Origin of the sequence: Plantibacter sp. Mn2098 (assembly GCF_049319745.1) — a bacterium.
Taxonomy (GTDB): domain Bacteria; phylum Actinomycetota; class Actinomycetes; order Actinomycetales; family Microbacteriaceae; genus Plantibacter.
This window is the reverse complement of the sequence record NZ_JBMOUH010000001.1, coordinates 339,252-358,409: the sequence shown is the minus strand read 5'-3', so window position 1 is coordinate 358,409 and position 19,158 is coordinate 339,252. Positions and strand designations below refer to the sequence as shown.

Below are 19,158 nucleotides of genomic sequence, written 5' to 3'. Positions count from 1 at the left end.
AGACGAAACATGACTCCAATTAGGGGGTAACCCTACATGGTCGACCACCTTGGAGCTCACTTCGACACACCAGCTCGCCCGTCGGCACGGAAGCGGTACGCTCAGTGTGCGCATCCTGAACGACACGAATCACCCGCGTCGCGATGGACGACACCTGGTTCGCAAAGGAGCGATGGATACACGATGAACACCCAGATCGACAGCCTGCTGCACGAAGATCGCCGATTCCCGCCGCCAGAGGGTTTTGCCGCGGACGCCGTGGCGACGGCCGAACTGTACGAGCAGGCGAAGGCGGATCGTGTCGGGTTCTGGGCGGATCAGGCTCGTGACCTGCTGCACTGGCACACGCCGTTCACGAAGACCCTCGACTGGTCCAACCCGCCGTTCGCCACCTGGTTCGAGGACGGTGCGCTGAACGTCGCCTACAACTGTCTGGACCGCCACGTCGAAGCCGGCAACGGCGACCGCGTCGCCATCCACTGGGAGGGTGAACCGGGCGACTCCCGCACCATCACGTACGCCGAGCTGACCGAAGAGGTCAAGCGCGCCGCCAACCTCTTCACGAGCCTCGGGGTGAACGCCGGCGACCGCGTCGCCATCTACCTGCCGATGATCCCGGAGGCGATCGTCTCCATGCTCGCCGTCGCGCGCATCGGCGCCGTGCACTCCGTCGTCTTCGGCGGTTTCAGCGCGGACAGCCTGCGGTCCCGCATCGACGACGCTGAGGCCAAGCTCGTCATCACGGCGGACGGCGGCTGGCGAAAGGGCAAGGTCTCCGCGCTCAAGCCCGCGGTCGACGCAGCACTCGACGCCAGAGGCGACCTCCCGGAGCAGGCGAGCGTCGAGCACGTGCTCGTCGTGCGCCGCGGCGAGAACGAAGTGGCCTGGAAGGAGGGCCGAGACCTCTGGTGGCACGATGCGGTCGCCGGCGCCTCAGCAGAACACGTCGCAGAAGCCTTCCCGGCGGAGAACCCGCTCTTCATCCTCTACACCTCCGGCACCACCGGGAAGCCGAAGGGCATCCTGCACACCTCCGGCGGCTACCTGACCCAGGCTGCGTTCACCCACAAGAACGTCTTCGACCTGCACCCGGAATCCGACGTGTACTGGTGCACGGCCGACATCGGCTGGATCACCGGACACAGCTACGTGACGTACGGCCCGCTCGCGAACGGCGCGACGCAGGTGCTCTACGAGGGCACGCCGGACGCATCGCACCCCGGTCGATGGTGGGAGATCATCGAGAAGTACGGTGTGACGATCTTCTACACCGCCCCCACCGCCATCCGCTCCTTCATGAAGCTCGGACGGAAGATCCCCAAGCAGTTCGACCTGTCATCGCTGCGGTTGCTCGGTTCGGTCGGTGAACCCATCAACCCGGAAGCGTGGATGTGGTACCGGAAGATCATCGGTGGCAAGCTCGCCCCGATCGTCGACACCTGGTGGCAGACGGAGACAGGCGCCATCATGATCTCGGCGCTGCCAGGGGTCACCTCGACCAAGCCGGGCAGCGCCCAGGTGCCGATCCCCGGCGTCTCGATCGACGTCGTCGACGATGACGGCAAGCCCGTCGGCGCCGGCGGTGGTGGACTGCTCGTGGTGACGGAACCGTGGCCGTCGATGCTGCGCGGCATCTGGGGAGACCCGGAACGCTTCGTGGAGACCTACTGGGAGAAGTTCAAGGACGTCGAAAACGGTCCCTTCTACTTCGCGGGCGACGGCGCACGCCTCGACGGCGACCGCGACGTCTGGTTGCTCGGTCGTGTGGACGACGTGATGAACGTGTCCGGCCACCGGCTGTCCACCGCTGAGATCGAGTCAGCGCTCGTCGCGAACGAGATGGTCGCGGAGTCCGCCGTCGTCGGCGCCGCAGACGAGACGACCGGCCAGGCCGTCGTCGCGTTTGTCATCATCAAGGAGAGCCACCTCGAACAGGCGAGCGGCATCGCGGACATCGCGCAGACGCTCCGCCTGTGGGTGGGCGAGCAGATCGGTCCGATCGCCCGCCCGCGCGAGGTCTACATCGTGAACGAGTTGCCCAAGACGCGCTCGGGCAAGATCATGCGTCGACTGTTGCGCGACGTCGCGGAGGGTCGCGAGATCGGCGACACGACGACGCTGGCGGACACGACGGTCATGCAGATCATCACGGACAAGATGGTGCCGTAGCCGCGCGGCGCCGGCCCGCCGGCTGGCCGGCCCGCCGGCTGGCTGGCTGGCTGGCTGGCTGGCTGGCTGGCTGGCTGGCTGGCCGCGCGACAGAAGGAGAACCGCGCGAGAGAAGGTGGATTCCACGGATCCACACCTTCTCTCGCGCGGTTCTCCTTCTGTCATGCAGCCGCCGGTCGCGGGCCGGCTTCCTCCACAGGCCCGCTCCCCCACCGTTCTCTCCACAGATCGCGATGACCGCCCCACGACGCCAGCCGCACGGCCCAGGCTCGATGTATGAACATCATCGACTGGCTCGGCCGACGCGACGGCATCGCCCATCGTGCGGACGCGATCGAGGCCGGATTCACCCGAACCGCACTCGAGCGCGCAGCACGAGACCACCGGCTGACGTCGATCAGACGCCACTGGCTCGTCGCGCCGGAGCATGATCCGGCCCGCTTCACCGCTGCAGCGCTCGGCGGTGCACTGACCTGCCTCTCCGCCGCGGCGGTGCTCGGACTCTGGAGCATCGCGGATGAACACGTCCACGTCAGCGTCCGCCCGAACGCAGCGACGCGACCGCCGCCCGGTGTGCGATTCCATTGGGGCGCGGGACCGGCACCGCTCGGACCACGGGAGCTGGTGGAGCCGATCGAGAACGCGCTCGCCCATCTGACCGCCTGCCAACCGTTCGAGCGGGCGCTCGTCGTCGTCGAGTCGGCGATCCGGCAGGACCGCGTCTCGCTGGAACACCTCAAGCGCACACACATCGGCCAGGCCCGCTTCGCCGCCGTGATCCAAGCGGCCGGCCGATCCTCGGACTCCGGCATCGAGACCATCCCGTGGGCGAGACTGGCACGGCTCGGCATTCCCGTGCAGCAGCAGGTCGTCATCGACGGCCACCCTGTCGACGGGCTCATCGGCGACCGTCTCATCCTGCAGGTCGATGGCCACGGACCCCACACGACCACCGCGCAACGCAACCGGGACGTGCGGCAGGACCGCCGCCTGGCGCTCCGCGGCTACACCGTGCTCCGCTTCACCTATACGCAGATCATGTACGAGTGGCCGGACGTTGAGCGCACGATCATCGCCGCGATGGCGCAGGGATTGCATCGTGCGGCCTGACGCGCGCGAAGAGGCCGCCGTGAGTGCCGGCTCCGGCGGAAGCGCCGGCCTCGCCGCCCACTGCCGCGTCGAGTCCGGATACCACCGCGCGAGAACAGGAAAACCGCCTGAGGGAAGGTCGATCCGTGCGGATCGGGCCTTCCCTCAGGCGGTTGTCCAACTGTCAGGCAGTCAGACGGCGGCCCGCCGTCACGCGAAGGAGACGATGAGCTCCACCTCGACGGGCGAGTCGAGTGGCAGCACGGCGACGCCCACAGCGGAGCGGGCGTGGATGCCGGCGTCGCCGAAGATCTCACCGAGTACCTCGGAGGCGCCGTTGATGACACCGGGCTGGCCAGTGAACGACGGGTCGGACGACACGAAGCCGACGACCTTGACAATGCGGGTCACGCGGTCGAGCGAGCCGATCACGCTCTCCACAGCGGCGAGCGCGTTCAGCGCAGACGTCCTGGCGTACGCCTTCGCGTCGGCGGCGGAGACGAGGCCATCGCCCTCGCCGACCTTGCCCGTCGCGGGGAGCACCCCGCCCACCATCGGCAGCTGGCCGGAGGTGTACACGTGATCGCCGGAGATGACGGCCGGCACGTAGGCCGCGACAGGCGGGTTCACGGGCGGCAGGGTGATGCCGAGTTCAGCGAGACGGTCGGCGATGCTGGTCATGTGGGATTCCTCCGGAGCGGTGGTTCGAGCTGCAGGGATGCAGGCTGGGTGTGCGAGCTGGGTAGAAAAACGGAACGAGCTGGACCGACAGGACCGACGCGAGGATCAGGCGTCGGCGACGGGACGCTTCAGGTACGCGACGAGACCGCCCTCGGGACCCGTCACGACCTGCACGAGCTCCCATCCTTCGCCACCCCAGTTGTTGAGGATGGCAGACGTGTTGTGCACGATCAGCGGTGTGGTGAGGTACTCCCAGCGGGTCATGTTTCTCCTCGTTCAGGGTTCGCGACGATAGGACGGTGCATGGGCGTTCAGCGGAGATCAAGCTCTGATCAGGATTTCCGCCTGGACCAGGTGCTTCATAGCAATCTCACAGCGAGGACAAAGCGAAGCTTGCTCCCAGCTTCCATGCCTACGGTCGATCCTATGCCCGAATCACGATCCAGAGCGAAGGTCGCCGTCGCAGGCTTTCTCGGCTTCATCGGCCTGAGCGTCGTCGCCGGCGTCCTCGCAACCGCCGCGGTCACCCCGGCGATCGCCGCGACCGGCCTCGCGACCAACACCAGCATCACCCTCTTCGACGGACTCCCCGACTACCTGCAGCTCGACGCGCTCGCGCAGAAGTCGAACATCTACGCAAAGGACAGCGCTGGGAACCCCGTGCTCCTCGCGTCGTTCTATGACCAGAACCGGATCGAGGTCGGCTGGGACAAGATCTCCCAGTACGTCAAGGATGCGGCCGTCTCCGCTGAGGACCCGCGCTTCTACGACCACGGCGGCGTCGACCTCATGGGCACCGTGCGCGCAGTGCTGAGCAACGTCGGCGGTGGAGACATCCAGGGTGGATCCTCCATCACGCAGCAGTACGTCAAGAACGTCCTCGTGCAGAAGGCGGAGGCCATCCCGGACAAGAAGCAGAGCGCGGCGGCTTACAAGGAGGCGACTGACACCACTCCGGAGCGCAAGCTCAAGGAGATGCGGCTCGCGATCGGTCTGGAGAAGACCTACGGCAAGGACGACATCCTCCGCGGCTACCTCAACATCGCCGGCTTCGGCGGTCGCGTCTACGGCATCGAAGCCGCCGCCAACTACTACTTCAATACGACTGCCGCCAATCTGACGCTCGACCAGGCGGCCACGCTCGTCGCGATCGTCAACAACCCGGAGAACCTTCGGATCGACAAACCGGACGACAAGGACAACGGCTCGGCGAACGGCTACGCGCTCACCAAGGCACGCCGCGACTATGTCCTCAAGCAGATGCACACCGAGGGCAAGATCACCCAGGCGGAGTTGGAGCAGGCCAAGGCCCAACCCATCACGCCGTCGATCGTCGTCCCGGTGACGGGCTGCCAGGCGGCCGGCTCCTCCGCCTACTTCTGCGACTACGTGACGCACATCCTGCAGAACAACGCCGTGTTCGGCGCAACCCAGGACGCACGCTGGGCCAACTTCACCCGCGGCGGCTACAGCGTCTACACAACGCTCGACGTCGACCTGCAGAACACCTCGCAGGCCGCCATCGACGAGTACGTCCCGAAGACGAGCGACCAGCTCGACATCGGCGCCGTCTCCGTCAGTGTCCAGCCCGGCACCGGTCGCATCCTCGCGATGGCGCAGAACAAGGACTACTCGCAGGATCCAGAAGTCTTGGCATCCGGCGCGAACTACAGCGCCATCAACTACAACACGGACTCTGACTACGGCGGGTCCTCCGGCTTCCAGCCGGGGTCGACCTACAAGATCTTCACGCTCACCGACTGGCTCGCTGAGGGCCACGGCGTCAATGAGACGATCAACGCGAACCGGCGTACCAACTGGGGCACCTTCAACGATTCGTGCGCCCCGGGCGGCACCGTCCAGGCGGACGCCGGATGGAACCCGCAGAACGACGAGGGAGAATCCGGCAATTGGACCGTTCGTCGTGGTACCGAGCAATCGGTCAACACGGTCTTCGTCGGCATGGCGAAGCAGCTCGACCTGTGCGCCATCCGGAAGACGGCGGAGTCGATGGGCGTCCACCGCGCAGACGGCGATCCGCTCGAGCAGGGCCCGGCGTCCGTCCTCGGCACCAACGAGATCGCACCGCTCACGATGGCTGGAGCCTTCGCCACGCTCGCGTCCGGCGGCACCACGTGCGACCCGATCGCGATCGACTCCATCACCAAGCCCGACGGCTCTGCAGTCACCGTGCCGGCAGCCAACTGCCGCCAGTCGGTGGACCCGAAGATCGCAGCCGCGGTCGACAATGTCCTGCAAGGCGTGGTCGCGAACGGCACGGCCTCAGCGTCCGGGCAGCGCACGACCGGACAGGGCGAGCTCATCGGCAAGACCGGAACGACGGACAACGCGGAAGCCACCTGGATGAGCGGCGCGAGCACGACTGTCGCAACGGTCGTCGGAACGTTCAACGTTTCCGGTCACGTCGGTCTTCGCTCGACCTACTTCGACGGAAACCAAGTCGCGAACATCCGCCACCTGATCTGGCCGAAGATCATGTCGGAGGCCCTGGCGAAGTACCCGGGCGGGTCGTTCCCCAGTGCCGATCGGGCAACACTCAACGGCACGTTCAGTTCGTCCAGCAACCAGGACGACAACAATTCGAGCACGCCGACCCCCACCCCGACCCCATCGACCCCACAATCGCCGACCGACAACTCCACAGAACCGCCGACGGGCAATGGCGGGAACGGCGGCAACGGCAACGGCAACGGCGGCAATGGAAACGGCGGCAATGGCGGCACCGGGAACGGCGGTGCCGGCGGCGGCACCGGCGGGACGGGAACCGGCCAATGATCTGACGACGAGCGGGGTCCGGCCCGACGAAATCGCAGGTCCGGACCCCCTTTCGAGTGCCTGATCCGGACTCGGAATGGCAACGATTGTTGGCGACGGGACTCCTGGTAGGGCACTTTCTCACATTTGTCGCATAGCATCGACCCATGCCTGAACAACATCGCACGGCTACCGGTGTGCTCGGAGGACTCCTCGGCTTCCTCGGTTTGAGCGTCGCCGCTGGCGTCCTCGTTGCTGCAACCGTTACGCCAGCTCTCGCCGTCACGAGCATCGCGACGAAGAGCACCATCAGTGTCTTCGACAGCCTGCCCGACTACCTGCAGCTCGACGAACTCGCCCAGAAGTCGAACATCTACGCCGTCGACAGCGCCGGTGCGCCCGTCCTCCTGGCTTCCTTCTACCAGCAGAACCGCATCGAGGTCGGCTGGGACCAGATCTCTCAGTTCGTCAAGGACGCAGCCGTTTCGGCTGAAGACCCCCGCTTCTACGAGCACGGCGGCGTCGACCTCATGGGTACCGCACGCGCCGTCCTCAGCAACTTCAAGGGCGGCGAGACCCAGGGTGGCTCCTCGATCACCCAGCAGTACGTGAAGAACGTGCTCGTGCAGAAGGCCGAGGCGATCACCGACCCGGCCAAGATGAAGGCAGCCTACGAAGAGGCGACGAAGGCGACCCCCGACCGCAAGCTCAAAGAGATGCGGATGGCCATCGGCCTGGAGAAGAGCTACGGCAAGCAGGACATCCTCCGCGGCTACCTCAACATCGCCGGCTTCGGCGGCCGCGTCTACGGCATCGAAGCCGCCGCGAACTACTACTTCGGCGTGAGCGCAGCGAACCTCAGCCTCGATCAGGCCGCAACGCTCGTCTCGATCGTGAACAACCCAGAGACGCTCCGCATCGACAAGCCGGACCGTGAGGTCAACGGAGCTGCGGACGGCTACTCGCTGACGCTCGATCGCCGGAACTACGTCCTCAATCACATGCTGAAGGAGGGCAAGATCACGCAGGAGCAGCACGACGCTGCGATCGCCCTCCCGATCACGCCGGCGATCAATCCGCCGAGCACCGGCTGCCAGACGGCTCAGTCGAACGCCGGGTACTTCTGCGACTACGTGACGCACGTGTTCCGCAACAACCCGATCTTCGGCGACACCGAGGACGCCCGCTGGGCGAACTTCACCCGTGGCGGTTACGACGTCTACACAACGATCGATCTCGAGTTGCAGGACGCCGCGCAGAACGCGATCAACGAGTACATCCCGCACACGAGCGATCAGCTCGATGTCGGCGCCGTTGCAGTGACGGTTCAGCCGGGTTCCGGCCGGATCCTCGCGATGGCGCAGAACAAGCAGTTCTCGGCCGACGAGGACACGCTCGCCAATCCCGACTACAGCGCCATCAACTACAACACGGACAAGGAGTACGGCGGGTCCGCCGGCTTCCAGCCCGGATCGACGTACAAGACGTTCACCCTGGCCGAGTGGCTCAAGGAGGGCCACGGCCTGAACGAGGGCGTCGACGGCCGGAAGCGCACCCCGTGGGGCACGTTCAAGGACAGCTGCGCCGATGGCGGCACCGTCTACCAGGGATCCGACTGGAACCCTGGGAACGACGAGGGTGGCAACGGCGGTTTCTACACGGCCGCTCAGAGCACCAAGCTGTCGATCAACACGGGCTTCATCGCGATGGCGAAGCAGCTGGACCTCTGTGGTATCCGCAAGACGGCGGAAGCGATGGGCGTGCACCGCGCTGACGGCGATCCCCTGCAGCAGGGGCCTGCCTCGGTCCTCGGCACGAACGAGATCGCGCCGCTCAGCATGGCGACGGCGTTCGCGTCGTTCGCATCCGGCGGAGTGACCTGCGATCCGATCGCGATCGACAAGGTCGTCAAGCCAGATGGAACCGAGATCCCCGTGCCTCCGGCGAACTGCCGTCAGGGCCTTGAGCCCAACGTCGCAGCGACCGCGAACAAGGCCCTCCAGGCGACGTTCGACGGCGGTACGACGTCTCAGTCGCGAGTCGGCGACGGCATCCCCCTCATCGGCAAGACGGGTACGACCGACAACAACGAGGCAACGTGGATGAGTGGCGCGAGCACGAAGGCGGCAACGATCGTGGGCGTGTTCAACGCATCGGGCCACGTCAACCTGCGTCGCACCTACTTCGATGGAACGCAGATCGCCGTCATCCGCCACAGCATCTGGCCGCAGATCATGGCTGTCGCCAACGCCAAGTACGGCGGCGACCGGTTCGGTGACGCCGACCCGGCACTCGTCAACGGCAAGTCCGTCCAGGTCCCCGATGTGCGCGGCAAGTCGATCGACGAGGCGCAGAAGCTCATCGAGGATGCCGGATTCGGCTTCTTGAATGGCGGCGTCGTCGATTCAGAGCTGCCGAACGGCCAGGTCACCGGATCCGATCCTGCCGGCCTCGCCCCGAAGGGCTCGATCGTCACGGTCACGACCAGCAACCAGTCGATGGCGATCGTGCCGGACGTCGGTGGTGCGAAGTCGTTCGATGAGGCGAAGGCACTGCTGAACCAGGCCGGATTCGGCACCGTGGCCCAGGTCTGTAAGGCGGAGCCAGGTGCAGGGGCCGGCAAGATCACGGGCATCGATCCGCCGGCGGGCACCGCAGCCAAGCGCGACGCCAAGGTGACCGTCTCGGTCAGCAAGGAAGCCTGCTGAGCTGACGCAGCATCGAAGGGCGGGTGTGATCTCACAAGATCGCACCCGCCCTTCGACGTTCCGTCCGGACCTCGCAAGCCGGAGGCAGCCAAGCCTGTGGACTCCCCTCCGGTCGGCGGTTTCGGAGGGTCGCACCCGGTAGGGTCGAAGAGTCGACGCGATGCCTGTGCCGACGCTGACACGAACGGAGTCCACATGACGAGACGATCGAGTGCCGGAGCGAACATCGGCACCGGAGCCGCCGTGATCGGTGCTGCCGGAGCGTTGACGTTCGCCTATGCCTCCCTCGTCGAGCGCAACGCGTTCACACTGCGTCGCGTCACCGCTCCCGTGTTGGCGCCATCGTCGGAACCGATCACGGTCCTGCACATCTCCGACCTCCACATGGCACCGTGGCAGACCCGCAAGCAGGCCTGGCTGCGCTCGCTCGCCGCGCTCCGTCCGGATGTCGTCATCAACACGGGTGACAACCTCGGGCACGAGCACGGCATCGACGGCATCCGCGCCGGCTTGAGCGTGTTCGAAGGCATCCCCGGCGCATTCGTCCACGGCTCCAACGACTACTACGGTCCGTCGTTCAAGAACCCGCTGCGGTACTTCGCCGGCCCGTCGCACACGCCGAAGCAGCCGACGACGCTCGACACCGGTGCGCTCGAACGCTTCTTCACGGAGGAGCTCGGCTGGCTGGACCTCAACAACGCCGTGGGCTCGTTGGACGTGCGCGACACCCGCCTCGACCTCTTCGGCGTCGACGACCCGCACCGTCGCTTCGACCGGCTGGACACCCTGACGGCGCTCATCGACGAACGCCTCGATGCCGAGACGCTCACCACCGACGACCCTGCGCTCGCGCACACGGTCACGGTCGGTGTGATGCACGCGCCGTACCAGCGGGTGTTGGACGCGTTCGTGACGCAGGGCGCCGACATCATCTTCGCCGGCCACACGCACGGTGGCCAGGTCTGCGTGCCCGGATTCGGCGCGCTCGTGACCAACTGCGACATCCCGCGCGACCAGGTCAAGGGCCTGAGCATCTGGCGCCACGCGCTGCGCTCCGCCTACCTCAACGTCTCCGCGGGCCTCGGCACATCCATCTACGCGCCCGTGCGCTTCGCCTGCCGCCCGGAGGCGACCCTGCTCACGATGCTGCCTCGCCGCTCCGTCGTGTAGCCGTCAGGCGCGTCTGCGTCGTCGTCTGTCGCGCTGGGCATGCTCCGCGCGGCAGGAGGAGAACCGCATGAGAGAAGGCCACTTCCGCGGAGGCCGTCCTTCTCTCGTGCGGTTCTCCTTGTGCCGTGCAGCAGCCAAGCGCCGCAGAACAGTCCGCCGCAGAAACAGCGCCCCAAGAATCAGCGCCTAAGAAACAGAGAAGCCCGGCCGGATGATCTCTCATCCGGCCGGGCTTTGCTGTCGGGGTAGCGGGATTTGAACCCACGACCTCTTCGTCCCGAACGAAGCGCGCTACCAAGCTGCGCCACACCCCGATTGGCCCGAAGGCCTTGTCTAGGATACCTGATTTTTTGGCGACTCGTGTACACCCTGCATCAGGACCCCGACATCGTCACCGAACCACCGTGGACACGCCGTTGTGAGCACGATGGTCCGGGTGCGTCACGCCTGCTTGCGACGGCGGGCGAGGACGACGACGAGTGCCGCGATGCCGGCTGCCAGCAGGCCGCCGCCGATCCACGGGAGCGCTGCGCCCTGGAATCCGGTGGACGCGAGTCCGGAACCATTATCGGAACCGGTTGCCGCCGCTGCCGCAGGATCGCCGTCCGAGGTCGTGGACGTGCCGGTTGCCGAGCCGGACGCCGCGACGACGGTGAAGTCGGACGAGTCCGTGATCGATCCCTGCGTGGCCGTCAGCGTGTACGTGCCGAGCGAGGAGGCGCCGGTCTTCACCGAGAGCTCCAGGCTTCCGTTGTCGGTCGCCGTGACGGAGATCGCCTTCGTGCCGGTGCTGGCGGTCAGCGCGTCGGCAGATGCGCCGGAGATGGTGATGGAGACGGGCTCGTTCGGCTGCCAGAAGTCGTCGCAGGAGTACGTCACGGACGACCCCTGGGCGACGCTCGTCGGAGCGATCGAGCTGCAACTTCCTGGCCCGTACCCCGCGGCGTTGGCGGCGGTCGGGACGGCGAGGACGGCGAGCACACACAGTGCCGCGGCTGAGAGCGTTCGTTTCATGGCTGCTGACCTTCTATCGGATGCGAAGAGGACACGGTGCCGGATCGGGGCGTCCAGGCACTCGGATGTCGTCATCATGGTAGGTCCGACAGCGGCTGCTCGCCAGGCAAAATCCGCGGAATCACGCGGATGTGACCCCCTTTGGGGTCCCCTGGACTGGGGGCGTCGAATCCCCGGCCATCTGGTGCGGATGGCCGGGGAGTCGGTCGCCTCGGCTCAGGCGTTGCGGCGGCGCTTGCTGAACACCGCGTACACCGCGATGCCGGCGATGAAGAGTCCGCCGCCGACCCAGATGAGCGATGCGCCCGTGAAGCCGGTTTCGGCGAAGGCACGCTCGGTGACGGTGAAGGACGCCGACTCGGCGATCGTGCCCTGGGTCGCCGTGACGGTGCAGGTTCCGCTCGCGGTCTTGGACGTTTCGATGTTCACCGAGAACGCCTGGTCCGCCGGGACCTGGAACGGCGCGGAGATGCGCACCTGCCCGCCGGCGGCTGCGGGTGCAGGGGTCGGCGTTGAGGTCGACCCGGTGGTCGCGGCAGGGTCCGTCGCGGGGGTGGCCGGCGGCAGGTGGCAGCCGGGGCCGCTCACGACGACCTCGACCGGGGTGCCCGGATCGAAGGTGCGGTCGCAGGTGAACGTCGCGGTTCCGCCCTGGGCGACGCTGACGGGCGTGATCGTGGCGCAGCCCTGCGGGCCGTACACGGTGGTGGAGAGTTCAGTCGCCGGTGAGGCAGCGTTCGCTGCGGTCGGGACGGCGAATACGGCGAGCAGGCATAGCGCTGCTAGGGCTAGGGTGCGTTTCATGATGATGTTCCCCAGAACGTCATAATTCCCCGGGCGTCCGCCGATTCGGGTGGGCGTCCGTCCAGGCCTCTTCGTGCACGAATTCGGGTGTCGTGGCATCCGGAGGTGCCATCATGCTACGTCAGCCGGTGCAGGCAGGGAAGTGCGAAAACGCCGTTTTCCCCGTGATTCCGGGGGTTGTGACCAGCTTTGGGGGTACTTCGGCGGTCTTCGGGACGCGCACCGTGAACTCGATCCGCTTCGTCTCGCCCGGCTTGAGGGTCACGTCGGTCTGCGCATACAAACGGCCGTTCGGGTCCGTGACGGCCTTGACCGGCAGGTCCGTTCCGTCGTTGGCTCCGAGCAGCGATGCGGCGATCGGGCCGTGCAGGACCACACGGGTGCCGATGTCCCCCGCCGGGGTCCCGAACTGCCCGTCCGCGGTCACATAGGCGGGCAGGGAGGTCGCTGCGTCGAGCGGTGCAGTCGAGGTCAGTTCCACCTCGACGACGTACCTGGCACCGTCCGACGAGCACGTCGCATCGCGAACGACGGCGGTCGTCTTCAGGTAGTAATCCATCTTCGCCCGGGTGAGGTCCTCGAGGAAGACGCCCGTGTAGATGGCCGTGCTGTCGTCGGCAGGCGGGATCCCTGCCAGGGATGTCTCCGCGATCAACCGCTGTTCGTCCGGGTGCGCGCTCCACACGTGCAGGCGGTTCTCCGCCCCGGACGCGGCGAGGGATTCGACGAGCCGCTTCGGATCGTGCGAGTGCTCGGTCATCGCCGTGAACACCGACTCGGCCACTTCGGCGAAGAACGCATCCTGCACGAGACGATCCGGATACCGGGCGTAGGCATCGCTCAGGAGGGCCTGTGCGGCGTTCTCGCTCGTCAGCTGAGTGCCGTCGGTGACCGTGATCGGCCCGGTCATGTCGAGGAGGTGCGCGAGCACATGCGGGTCGATGGCGACGACCCCGTCGATGGGCGTCCCGTAGACCTGCTCGCCCATGGCGGCCGCCAGCTCACCCGTGCGACTGAAGTCGACCGTGAGGTTGGTGTCCTGGATGTAGGTGCCGAGGTTGTCGGTGTACACGTTCTGCTCGAACGGCGTGAGGGGCAGGATGGGCGTCTTCGGGAGGTGCATGAACTCGTCGCTCGACGCAGTGCGGACGAGGCTCATCGTGCCGTTCTCGGTGTGGACGAGTGCCGTCGCGCCCGCGATGCCGCCGGTTGTCCGCACCTCGGCGTTGTTCTGGATGAGGACCAGGTAGTTGCGGGGGCCGGCGGCACCGAGCATGTCGGGGAGGAGCGCCGTGGCGCGGGACGCGGTGGCGAGCATCTCCGCCGCCTGCCCGACCGTGCGCTGCAGCTTCTGGACGGCGCCGGCGACGAGCGGGATCGTGCCGTCGGCGTTGATGGCCTGCACGTCGTCGTCGACCGCTGTCGCCGCAGCACTCGCTTTCGCGACCCCTGGCGCAGCGGCCTGCAGGGGCGCGATGTCGATGGACCCGTTCCCGGGGACGAGCGAGGCGACATTCACCTGCTCCGCCACATCGATAACCAGCGGGACGACGTCGGTGGCCAGACGGTCGGTCGCCGCTGCTGCTTCGCGCACGGCGGTGAGATTCTGGCCGAGGAACGGGACGAATTCCACGACCCGCCAGACGGGGTCGCTCGTGAGGGAGACGGCTTTCGCCGTGTGGGCGACGAGGTCCGACTGGCGATCCTTCGCAGCGGCGGCATCCCCCGCGAGGACGGAGCGCTGCACGACTGAGGCATCGGTCTGCGCCGCTTCGAGCGCGTTCTTCGCCAGGACGGCCCGAACGCCGATCCACGCCCCGGCAGCGACGACGACGACAAGCACCGCGATGACGATCCACACGATGCGGCGACGTCGCCCGCTCCGCACACGGGCAGCATCGGGGCTCGGAATGGGGTCAGACACGGGCTCACCGGAGACCGGATTCGTTGCGGTCACTGGGCCTCTTTCGTCGACGGTAGGCACAGCCTAACCGTCACCTGTGCGGCAGCCCAGCCATCTGAGACACCCCTTTCGGGGGCGATCCGACGCGGCCGGCACACAGCCCGAGTGCCGTAGTCTGACCGAGACGCCCCGGTCGGAGCGATGATCAGGAGGGCGACGGATGACCCGGAAGTGGCGCATCATCACGTGGTCCGTCCTCGTCGCGTGCTTCATCGTGATGCTGCTGATCGCGTTCTGGCCGACGCCGGTCGACGCTGAGGGCGGCCCGGGGCTGCGCGAATGGCTCGCGTGGGCGCACCACTACGGCCTTCCGCGCTGGTTCGACTACGCGTTTGTGGAATCGGCGGCGAACGTCGTCTTCTTCATCCCGCTCGGTGCCCTCATCACCGTGGAACTCCCCCGACGGCTCTGGTGGGTCGGACCGGCGACGGGGGCGGTGTTCTCGATGATCATCGAAACCGTGCAGATCTGGATGCCTGACCGGGTCTCCAGCATCGCCGACGTCATCGCGAACACGAGCGGGGCGATCCTGGGTTCACTTGCGGTCGTGCTCGTGCGTCGTGGTGTTGATCGTCGGTCGGCGGTGGCGTCGGCAGCGGCCGTTGGAGCTGCCTCAGGCGCGGCGGCCGACACCTCGACGACCGCGGACTACGGACGCCCGAGACCCCGGTAGGTCCAGCCGGCCTCACGCCACGCGGTGGCGTCGAGGCAGTTGCGGCCATCGACGATGACCTTCGCTGCGACGAGCGGGGCGAGCTGCTCCGGCGTGAGCGCACGGAACTCCTTCCACTCCGTCACCACAACGACGAGGTCTGCGTCGGCCACGGCCTCCTCCGCGGACGCCGCGAAGTGCAGCTGCGGGTGCAGGCGCTTCGCGTTCGCGTTCGCCTCCGGGTCGTACGCGAGCACCCGGGCGCCCAGGCCGTTGAGCAGCACGGCGACGTCGAGGGCCGGCGAGTCTCGGACGTCGTCGCTGTCCGGCTTGAATGCGAGGCCGAGGACCGCGACGCGCTTCTGGTACGCACTCCCGCCGAGCTCCTCGACGGCGATGTCGACCACGCGCTGACGACGACGCAGGTTGATCGAGTCGACCTCCTTGAGGAAGGCGACCGATTCACCGCGGCCGAGCTCCTCGGCCCTGGCTGCGAACGCCCGGATGTCCTTCGGGAGGCAACCGCCGCCGAAGCCGACGCCCGCGTTCAGGAACCGACGGCCGATGCGGGCGTCGTAGCCGATCGCATCGGCGAGTTCCGTGACGTCTGCGCCGGTGACCTCGGAGATCTCCGCCATCGCGTTGATGAACGAGATCTTCGTGGCGAGGAAGGCGTTCGCAGCGACCTTGACGAGCTCGGCGGTCGCGAACCCGGTCGCGACGAGCGGGGTGCCTGTGGTGAGCGCAGCCGCGTAGACCTCATCGAGCGCGGTGCGCACGGCCTCTGCATCCGCTGCTGCCGGGGGCAGGCCGTAGACCAGACGATCAGGTGCAACGGTGTCCTGCACGGCGAAGCCCTCCCGGAGGAACTCCGGGTTCCAGGCGAGGATGGCGCCGGTCGGGGCGACGATCTCGGCAAGGCGTTCTGCGGTGCCCACCGGCACAGTCGACTTGCCGACGACGATGTCGCCGACCGACAGGTACGGGAGCAGTCCGTCGACGGCGGCATCCACGTAGCGCAGGTCTGCTGCGGTCGAACCGGCCTTCTGCGGCGTCCCGACGGCGATGAAGTGCACGGCTGCCCCAGCGGCATCGGCGGTGTCCGTGCTGAAGCGCAAGCGACCCGACTCCACACCGGCCAGCAGCAGCTCGGGCAGGCCCGGCTCGAAGAACGGGGCACGACCGGCGGACAGCGCCTCGATCTTCGCCTGGTCGACATCGATTCCGACGACGTCGTGGCCGAGCGAGGCCATCGCAGCCGCGTGAACAGCACCCAGGTAACCACAGCCGATGACAGAGAGCTTCATAGTTGCGATCTTATCGAGTGCAGGTTACGGCCTCATACACGGTGAATAACACGTAGAGGACGAACGCGGGCCCGCTGATCGAGACGCCGACACCTCGCTGCGTCAGGTCAGAGCGAACCGAGCCGGCCACCCGATTCCTGCAGGTAGCAGACCCCGCACAGCGACTCGTAGGTCACCTCGACGCCATCGATGGCGACCTGGTCGCCGTCGAACACGAACTCGTCCCCGAACCGGCGGCCGTTGAAGATGGCCTTGCGCCCGCATCGGCAAATCGTCTTGAGCTCCTCGAGGCTGTGCGCCAGTTCGAGCAGGCGCCGACTGCCGGGGAAGGCCGCCGTCTGGAAGTCCGTCCGAATGCCGTATGCCAGAACCGGAATACCTTCCAGGAGGGCGATGCGCAGCAGGTCGTCGACCTGGAACCGGGACAGGAACTGGGCCTCGTCCAACAGCAGGCAGCTGATGTCCTCACCGGTCTCGGCGACCGTGCGCGAACGATGCGTCGCGAACACCTCGTACGCACTGTCGTCCGGCCCGAGCAGGAAGTCTGCGTCACGGGTGACCCCGAGACGACTCACGATGGCGCTGTCGCCCTTCGTGTCGACGGCAGGCTTCGCGAGCAGCACACGATGACCGCGCTCCTCATAGTTGAACGCCGCCTGCAGGAGTGCGGTGCTCTTGCCCGAGTTCATCGCGCCGTATCGGAAGTACAGTTTTGCCACCCGTGCAGTCTATTCCCACTGCCGCATCCGGCTGTCGTCCGGCTGCCGCCGCACAAACGGGAACGAGCCCACCCGGCAACCGGATGGGCTCGTCCACAACGTGTGAACCGTGCGACTAGAGGGAGATGTCGAGCGTCCCCGCCGTGCGCTCGAGGACCTCGTTGGCCTTCGACGGCGTCTCATTGAGCGTCGAACCGTACGTCGGGATCATCTCGCGCAGTTTCGGCTCCCAACCGGCGATGCGGTCGGGGAAGCACTTCCGGAGGATGCCCAGCATGATCGGAACGGCGGTGGACGCACCGGGCGACGCACCGAGGAGACCCGCGATCGACCCGTCCGCTGCACTGATGACCTCCGTGCCGAACTGGAGGATGCCGCCCTTGTCCTTGTCCTTCTTCATGACCTGAGCGCGCTGACCGGCCTCGATGAGGTACCAGTCCTTGTCCTTCGCCGTCGGCATGAACTCGCGCAGCGCATCGAGCTTCTGCTTCCGCGACTGCATGAGCTGACCGACGAGGTAGCTGATGAGGCTCGGGTTGTCCTTCGCGACCGACAGCATCGGGATGAGGTTCCCCGGGCGGACCTGCGTGACGATGTCGCCGAGCGAGCCCTTCTTCATGAACTTGGGGCTGAACGTCGCGTACGGGCCGAAGAGGAGACTCGCCTGACCGTCGACCACACGCGTGTCGAGGTGCGGGACCGACATGGGCGGTGCGCCGACGGACGCCTGGCTGTAGACCTTCGCGCGGTGCTTCGCAACGACCTCCGGGTTGTCAGTACGGAGGAACTGACCGCCGATGGGGAAGACGCCGTAGCCCTTGATCTCGGGGATCCCGGACTTCTGCAGGAGCTTGAGCGCCCAACCGCCTGCACCGACGAACACGAACTTCGCCTTGACCTCGAACGGCGTGCGTCCGAGAGTGTGGCGTCCGCGGAGGCGCCACGTGCCATCGCTCAGCTGCTTGAGGTGACGGATCTCCCGGTTGAGGTTGAGCGTCGCCTGCGGTGCGGCTTCCTTGAACAGTTTGTGGGTCAGCGACCCGAAGTCGACGTCCGTGCCTGCCGTGATGCGGGTGGCGGCGATGCGCTCCCCCACCTCGCGACGGTTGATGAGCAGCGGGGCCCACTCGGCGATGACCGCCGGGTCCTCCGTGAACTCGATGCCGGCGAACAACGGCTGATCCTTGAGCGCCTCATACCGCTTCCGCAAGTACTCGACGTCCTTCTCGCCGCGCACGAACGTCATGTGCGGGGTGGAGTTGATGAACGTGGCCGGCTCGCCGAGCACGCCTTCGTCGACGAGATAGGACCAGAACTGACGCGACAACTGGAACTGCTCGTTGATGCTGATCGCCTTGGCCGGATCGACCGATCCGTCCTTGCTCTGCGGCATGTAGTTGAGCTCGCAGAGGGCGGCGTGGCCGGTGCCGGCGTTGTTCCAGGGGTTCGAGCTCTCGAGCGCCACATCGCTCAGTCGCTCGTACACCTCGACCTTCCAATCGGGTTGCACCTGGTGGATCAGGGCGGCGAGCGTGGCGCTCATGATGCCGCCACCGATCAGGGCTACGTCGACAGTTTCAGTCACCCACCGAGTCTATCCCTCCCGTATTCGGGAATTATTCGCCGCCGGCCGCATAGCGCACCCCACCAGCACAATTTCCGGAAAAGAGATACGCTCTGGCGTGCTCAATCTGCAGAATGTCACCTATCTCGTCCGCGACATCGACCATGCGCTGCGATTCTTCACGGATGCACTCGGATTCGTCGTTCGCCAAGACGAAACGTTCGAATCCGGATGGCGCCGGGTCGTTGTCGGACCCGACGGCGGCGGTACCGGATTTGTCCTCGCACTGGCCGTCGATGACGATGCCCCAGTCGGACGACAGGCCGCAGGCGACGTCGCGTTCTTCCTGGAAACCGACGATTTCGCAGGTCAACATCGTCGGATGGTCGAAGCTGGTGTGCATTTCCGCGAAGATCCGAGGCACGAGGCGTACGGAACAGTCGCGGTCTTCGAGGATCTGTACGGCATGCCTTGGGACCTCATCGAACCGCCGAAGCGCTGAGGCGACCACCTCGGCGCCAATCCGAGATGAGAACGGCGGCG

Annotated in this window: 15 protein-coding genes and 1 tRNA gene; 7 read left to right on the top strand and 9 right to left on the bottom strand. The window is 66.6% G+C overall.

All coding sequences use genetic code 11. The annotated features are described in order from the left end of the window. Window positions 1–183 precede the first annotated feature (183 nt). A complete protein-coding gene (gene acs / locus ACL9RL_RS01575; protein ID WP_422778456.1) occupies window positions 184–2,169 on the top strand; it encodes an acetate--CoA ligase in 1,986 nt (661 codons plus the stop codon). A gap of 276 nt (window positions 2,170–2,445) precedes the next feature. After that, window positions 2,446–3,279 (top strand): DUF559 domain-containing protein, encoded by an 834-nt coding sequence (locus ACL9RL_RS01570; protein ID WP_422778455.1) that lies wholly within the window; start codon window positions 2,446–2,448, stop codon window positions 3,277–3,279. Window positions 3,280–3,468: 189 nt separating this feature from the next. On the opposite strand, the gene ACL9RL_RS01565 is transcribed toward ACL9RL_RS01570, so the two are convergent. After that, complete coding sequence (locus ACL9RL_RS01565; protein ID WP_422778454.1) at window positions 3,469–3,939, bottom strand: RidA family protein; 471 nt, start codon at window positions 3,937–3,939, stop codon at window positions 3,469–3,471. 105 nt (window positions 3,940–4,044) lie between these two features. Beyond that, window positions 4,045–4,203: a hypothetical protein gene (locus ACL9RL_RS01560; RefSeq protein ID WP_422778453.1), complete on the bottom strand. Its 159-nt coding sequence runs from the start codon at window positions 4,201–4,203 to the stop codon at window positions 4,045–4,047. Window positions 4,204–4,365: 162 nt separating this feature from the next. Here ACL9RL_RS01560 and ACL9RL_RS01555 point away from each other — a divergent pair, with 162 nt between their 5' ends. The 3 genes from ACL9RL_RS01555 to ACL9RL_RS01545 all read left to right on the top strand — a co-directional run bounded on the left by ACL9RL_RS01555 (window position 4,366) and on the right by ACL9RL_RS01545 (window position 10,592). Continuing rightward, the gene (locus ACL9RL_RS01555) at window positions 4,366–6,735 is read left to right on the top strand and encodes a transglycosylase domain-containing protein (RefSeq protein WP_422778452.1); all 2,370 of its coding nucleotides are present in this window, start codon (window positions 4,366–4,368) and stop codon (window positions 6,733–6,735) included. A gap of 146 nt (window positions 6,736–6,881) precedes the next feature. Next, window positions 6,882–9,422 (top strand): transglycosylase domain-containing protein, encoded by a 2,541-nt coding sequence (locus ACL9RL_RS01550; protein ID WP_422778451.1) that lies wholly within the window; start codon window positions 6,882–6,884, stop codon window positions 9,420–9,422. A 195-nt stretch (window positions 9,423–9,617) separates the two neighbouring features. Further along, on the top strand, window positions 9,618–10,592 hold the full coding sequence (locus ACL9RL_RS01545; protein ID WP_422778450.1) for a metallophosphoesterase: 975 nt from the start codon (window positions 9,618–9,620) through the stop codon (window positions 10,590–10,592). A 240-nt stretch (window positions 10,593–10,832) separates the two neighbouring features. Here ACL9RL_RS01545 and ACL9RL_RS01540 read toward each other — a convergent pair. The 4 genes from ACL9RL_RS01540 to ACL9RL_RS01525 all read right to left on the bottom strand — a co-directional run bounded on the left by ACL9RL_RS01540 (window position 10,833) and on the right by ACL9RL_RS01525 (window position 14,334). After that, window positions 10,833–10,906: transfer RNA gene (locus ACL9RL_RS01540), tRNA-Pro, on the bottom strand. A gap of 127 nt (window positions 10,907–11,033) precedes the next feature. Beyond that, a complete protein-coding gene (locus ACL9RL_RS01535; RefSeq protein ID WP_422778449.1) occupies window positions 11,034–11,606 on the bottom strand; it encodes a hypothetical protein in 573 nt (190 codons plus the stop codon). Between the two features lie 216 nt (window positions 11,607–11,822). Then, the gene (locus tag ACL9RL_RS01530; protein ID WP_422778448.1) at window positions 11,823–12,410 is read right to left on the bottom strand and encodes a hypothetical protein; all 588 of its coding nucleotides are present in this window, start codon (window positions 12,408–12,410) and stop codon (window positions 11,823–11,825) included. A 121-nt stretch (window positions 12,411–12,531) separates the two neighbouring features. After that, window positions 12,532–14,334, bottom strand: a complete 1,803-nt coding sequence (locus tag ACL9RL_RS01525; RefSeq protein WP_422778447.1) for a DUF4012 domain-containing protein — start codon at window positions 14,332–14,334, stop codon at window positions 12,532–12,534. A 199-nt stretch (window positions 14,335–14,533) separates the two neighbouring features. Here ACL9RL_RS01525 and ACL9RL_RS01520 point away from each other — a divergent pair, with 199 nt between their 5' ends. After that, window positions 14,534–15,046, top strand: coding sequence for a VanZ family protein (locus tag ACL9RL_RS01520; RefSeq protein ID WP_422778446.1), 513 nt, complete (start codon window positions 14,534–14,536; stop codon window positions 15,044–15,046). On the opposite strand, the gene ACL9RL_RS01515 is transcribed toward ACL9RL_RS01520, so the two are convergent. From ACL9RL_RS01515 to ACL9RL_RS01505, 3 genes are all read right to left on the bottom strand, one after another. Beyond that, complete coding sequence (locus ACL9RL_RS01515; protein ID WP_422778445.1) at window positions 15,022–16,332, bottom strand: UDP-glucose dehydrogenase family protein; 1,311 nt, start codon at window positions 16,330–16,332, stop codon at window positions 15,022–15,024. The two genes, ACL9RL_RS01520 and ACL9RL_RS01515, sit on opposite strands and share 25 nt — an antisense overlap. A gap of 107 nt (window positions 16,333–16,439) precedes the next feature. Further along, window positions 16,440–17,051, bottom strand: a complete 612-nt coding sequence (locus tag ACL9RL_RS01510) for a thymidine kinase (protein ID WP_422778444.1) — start codon at window positions 17,049–17,051, stop codon at window positions 16,440–16,442. A 115-nt stretch (window positions 17,052–17,166) separates the two neighbouring features. Continuing rightward, the gene (locus ACL9RL_RS01505; protein WP_422778443.1) at window positions 17,167–18,636 is read right to left on the bottom strand and encodes a malate:quinone oxidoreductase; all 1,470 of its coding nucleotides are present in this window, start codon (window positions 18,634–18,636) and stop codon (window positions 17,167–17,169) included. On the opposite strand from ACL9RL_RS01505, the gene ACL9RL_RS01500 reads away from it, so the two are divergent. Then, entirely contained in the window at window positions 18,593–19,117 is a 525-nt protein-coding gene (locus ACL9RL_RS01500) for a VOC family protein (protein WP_422778442.1), read from the top strand. The two genes, ACL9RL_RS01505 and ACL9RL_RS01500, sit on opposite strands and share 44 nt — an antisense overlap. The last annotated feature ends 41 nt before the right edge of the window (window positions 19,118–19,158 follow it).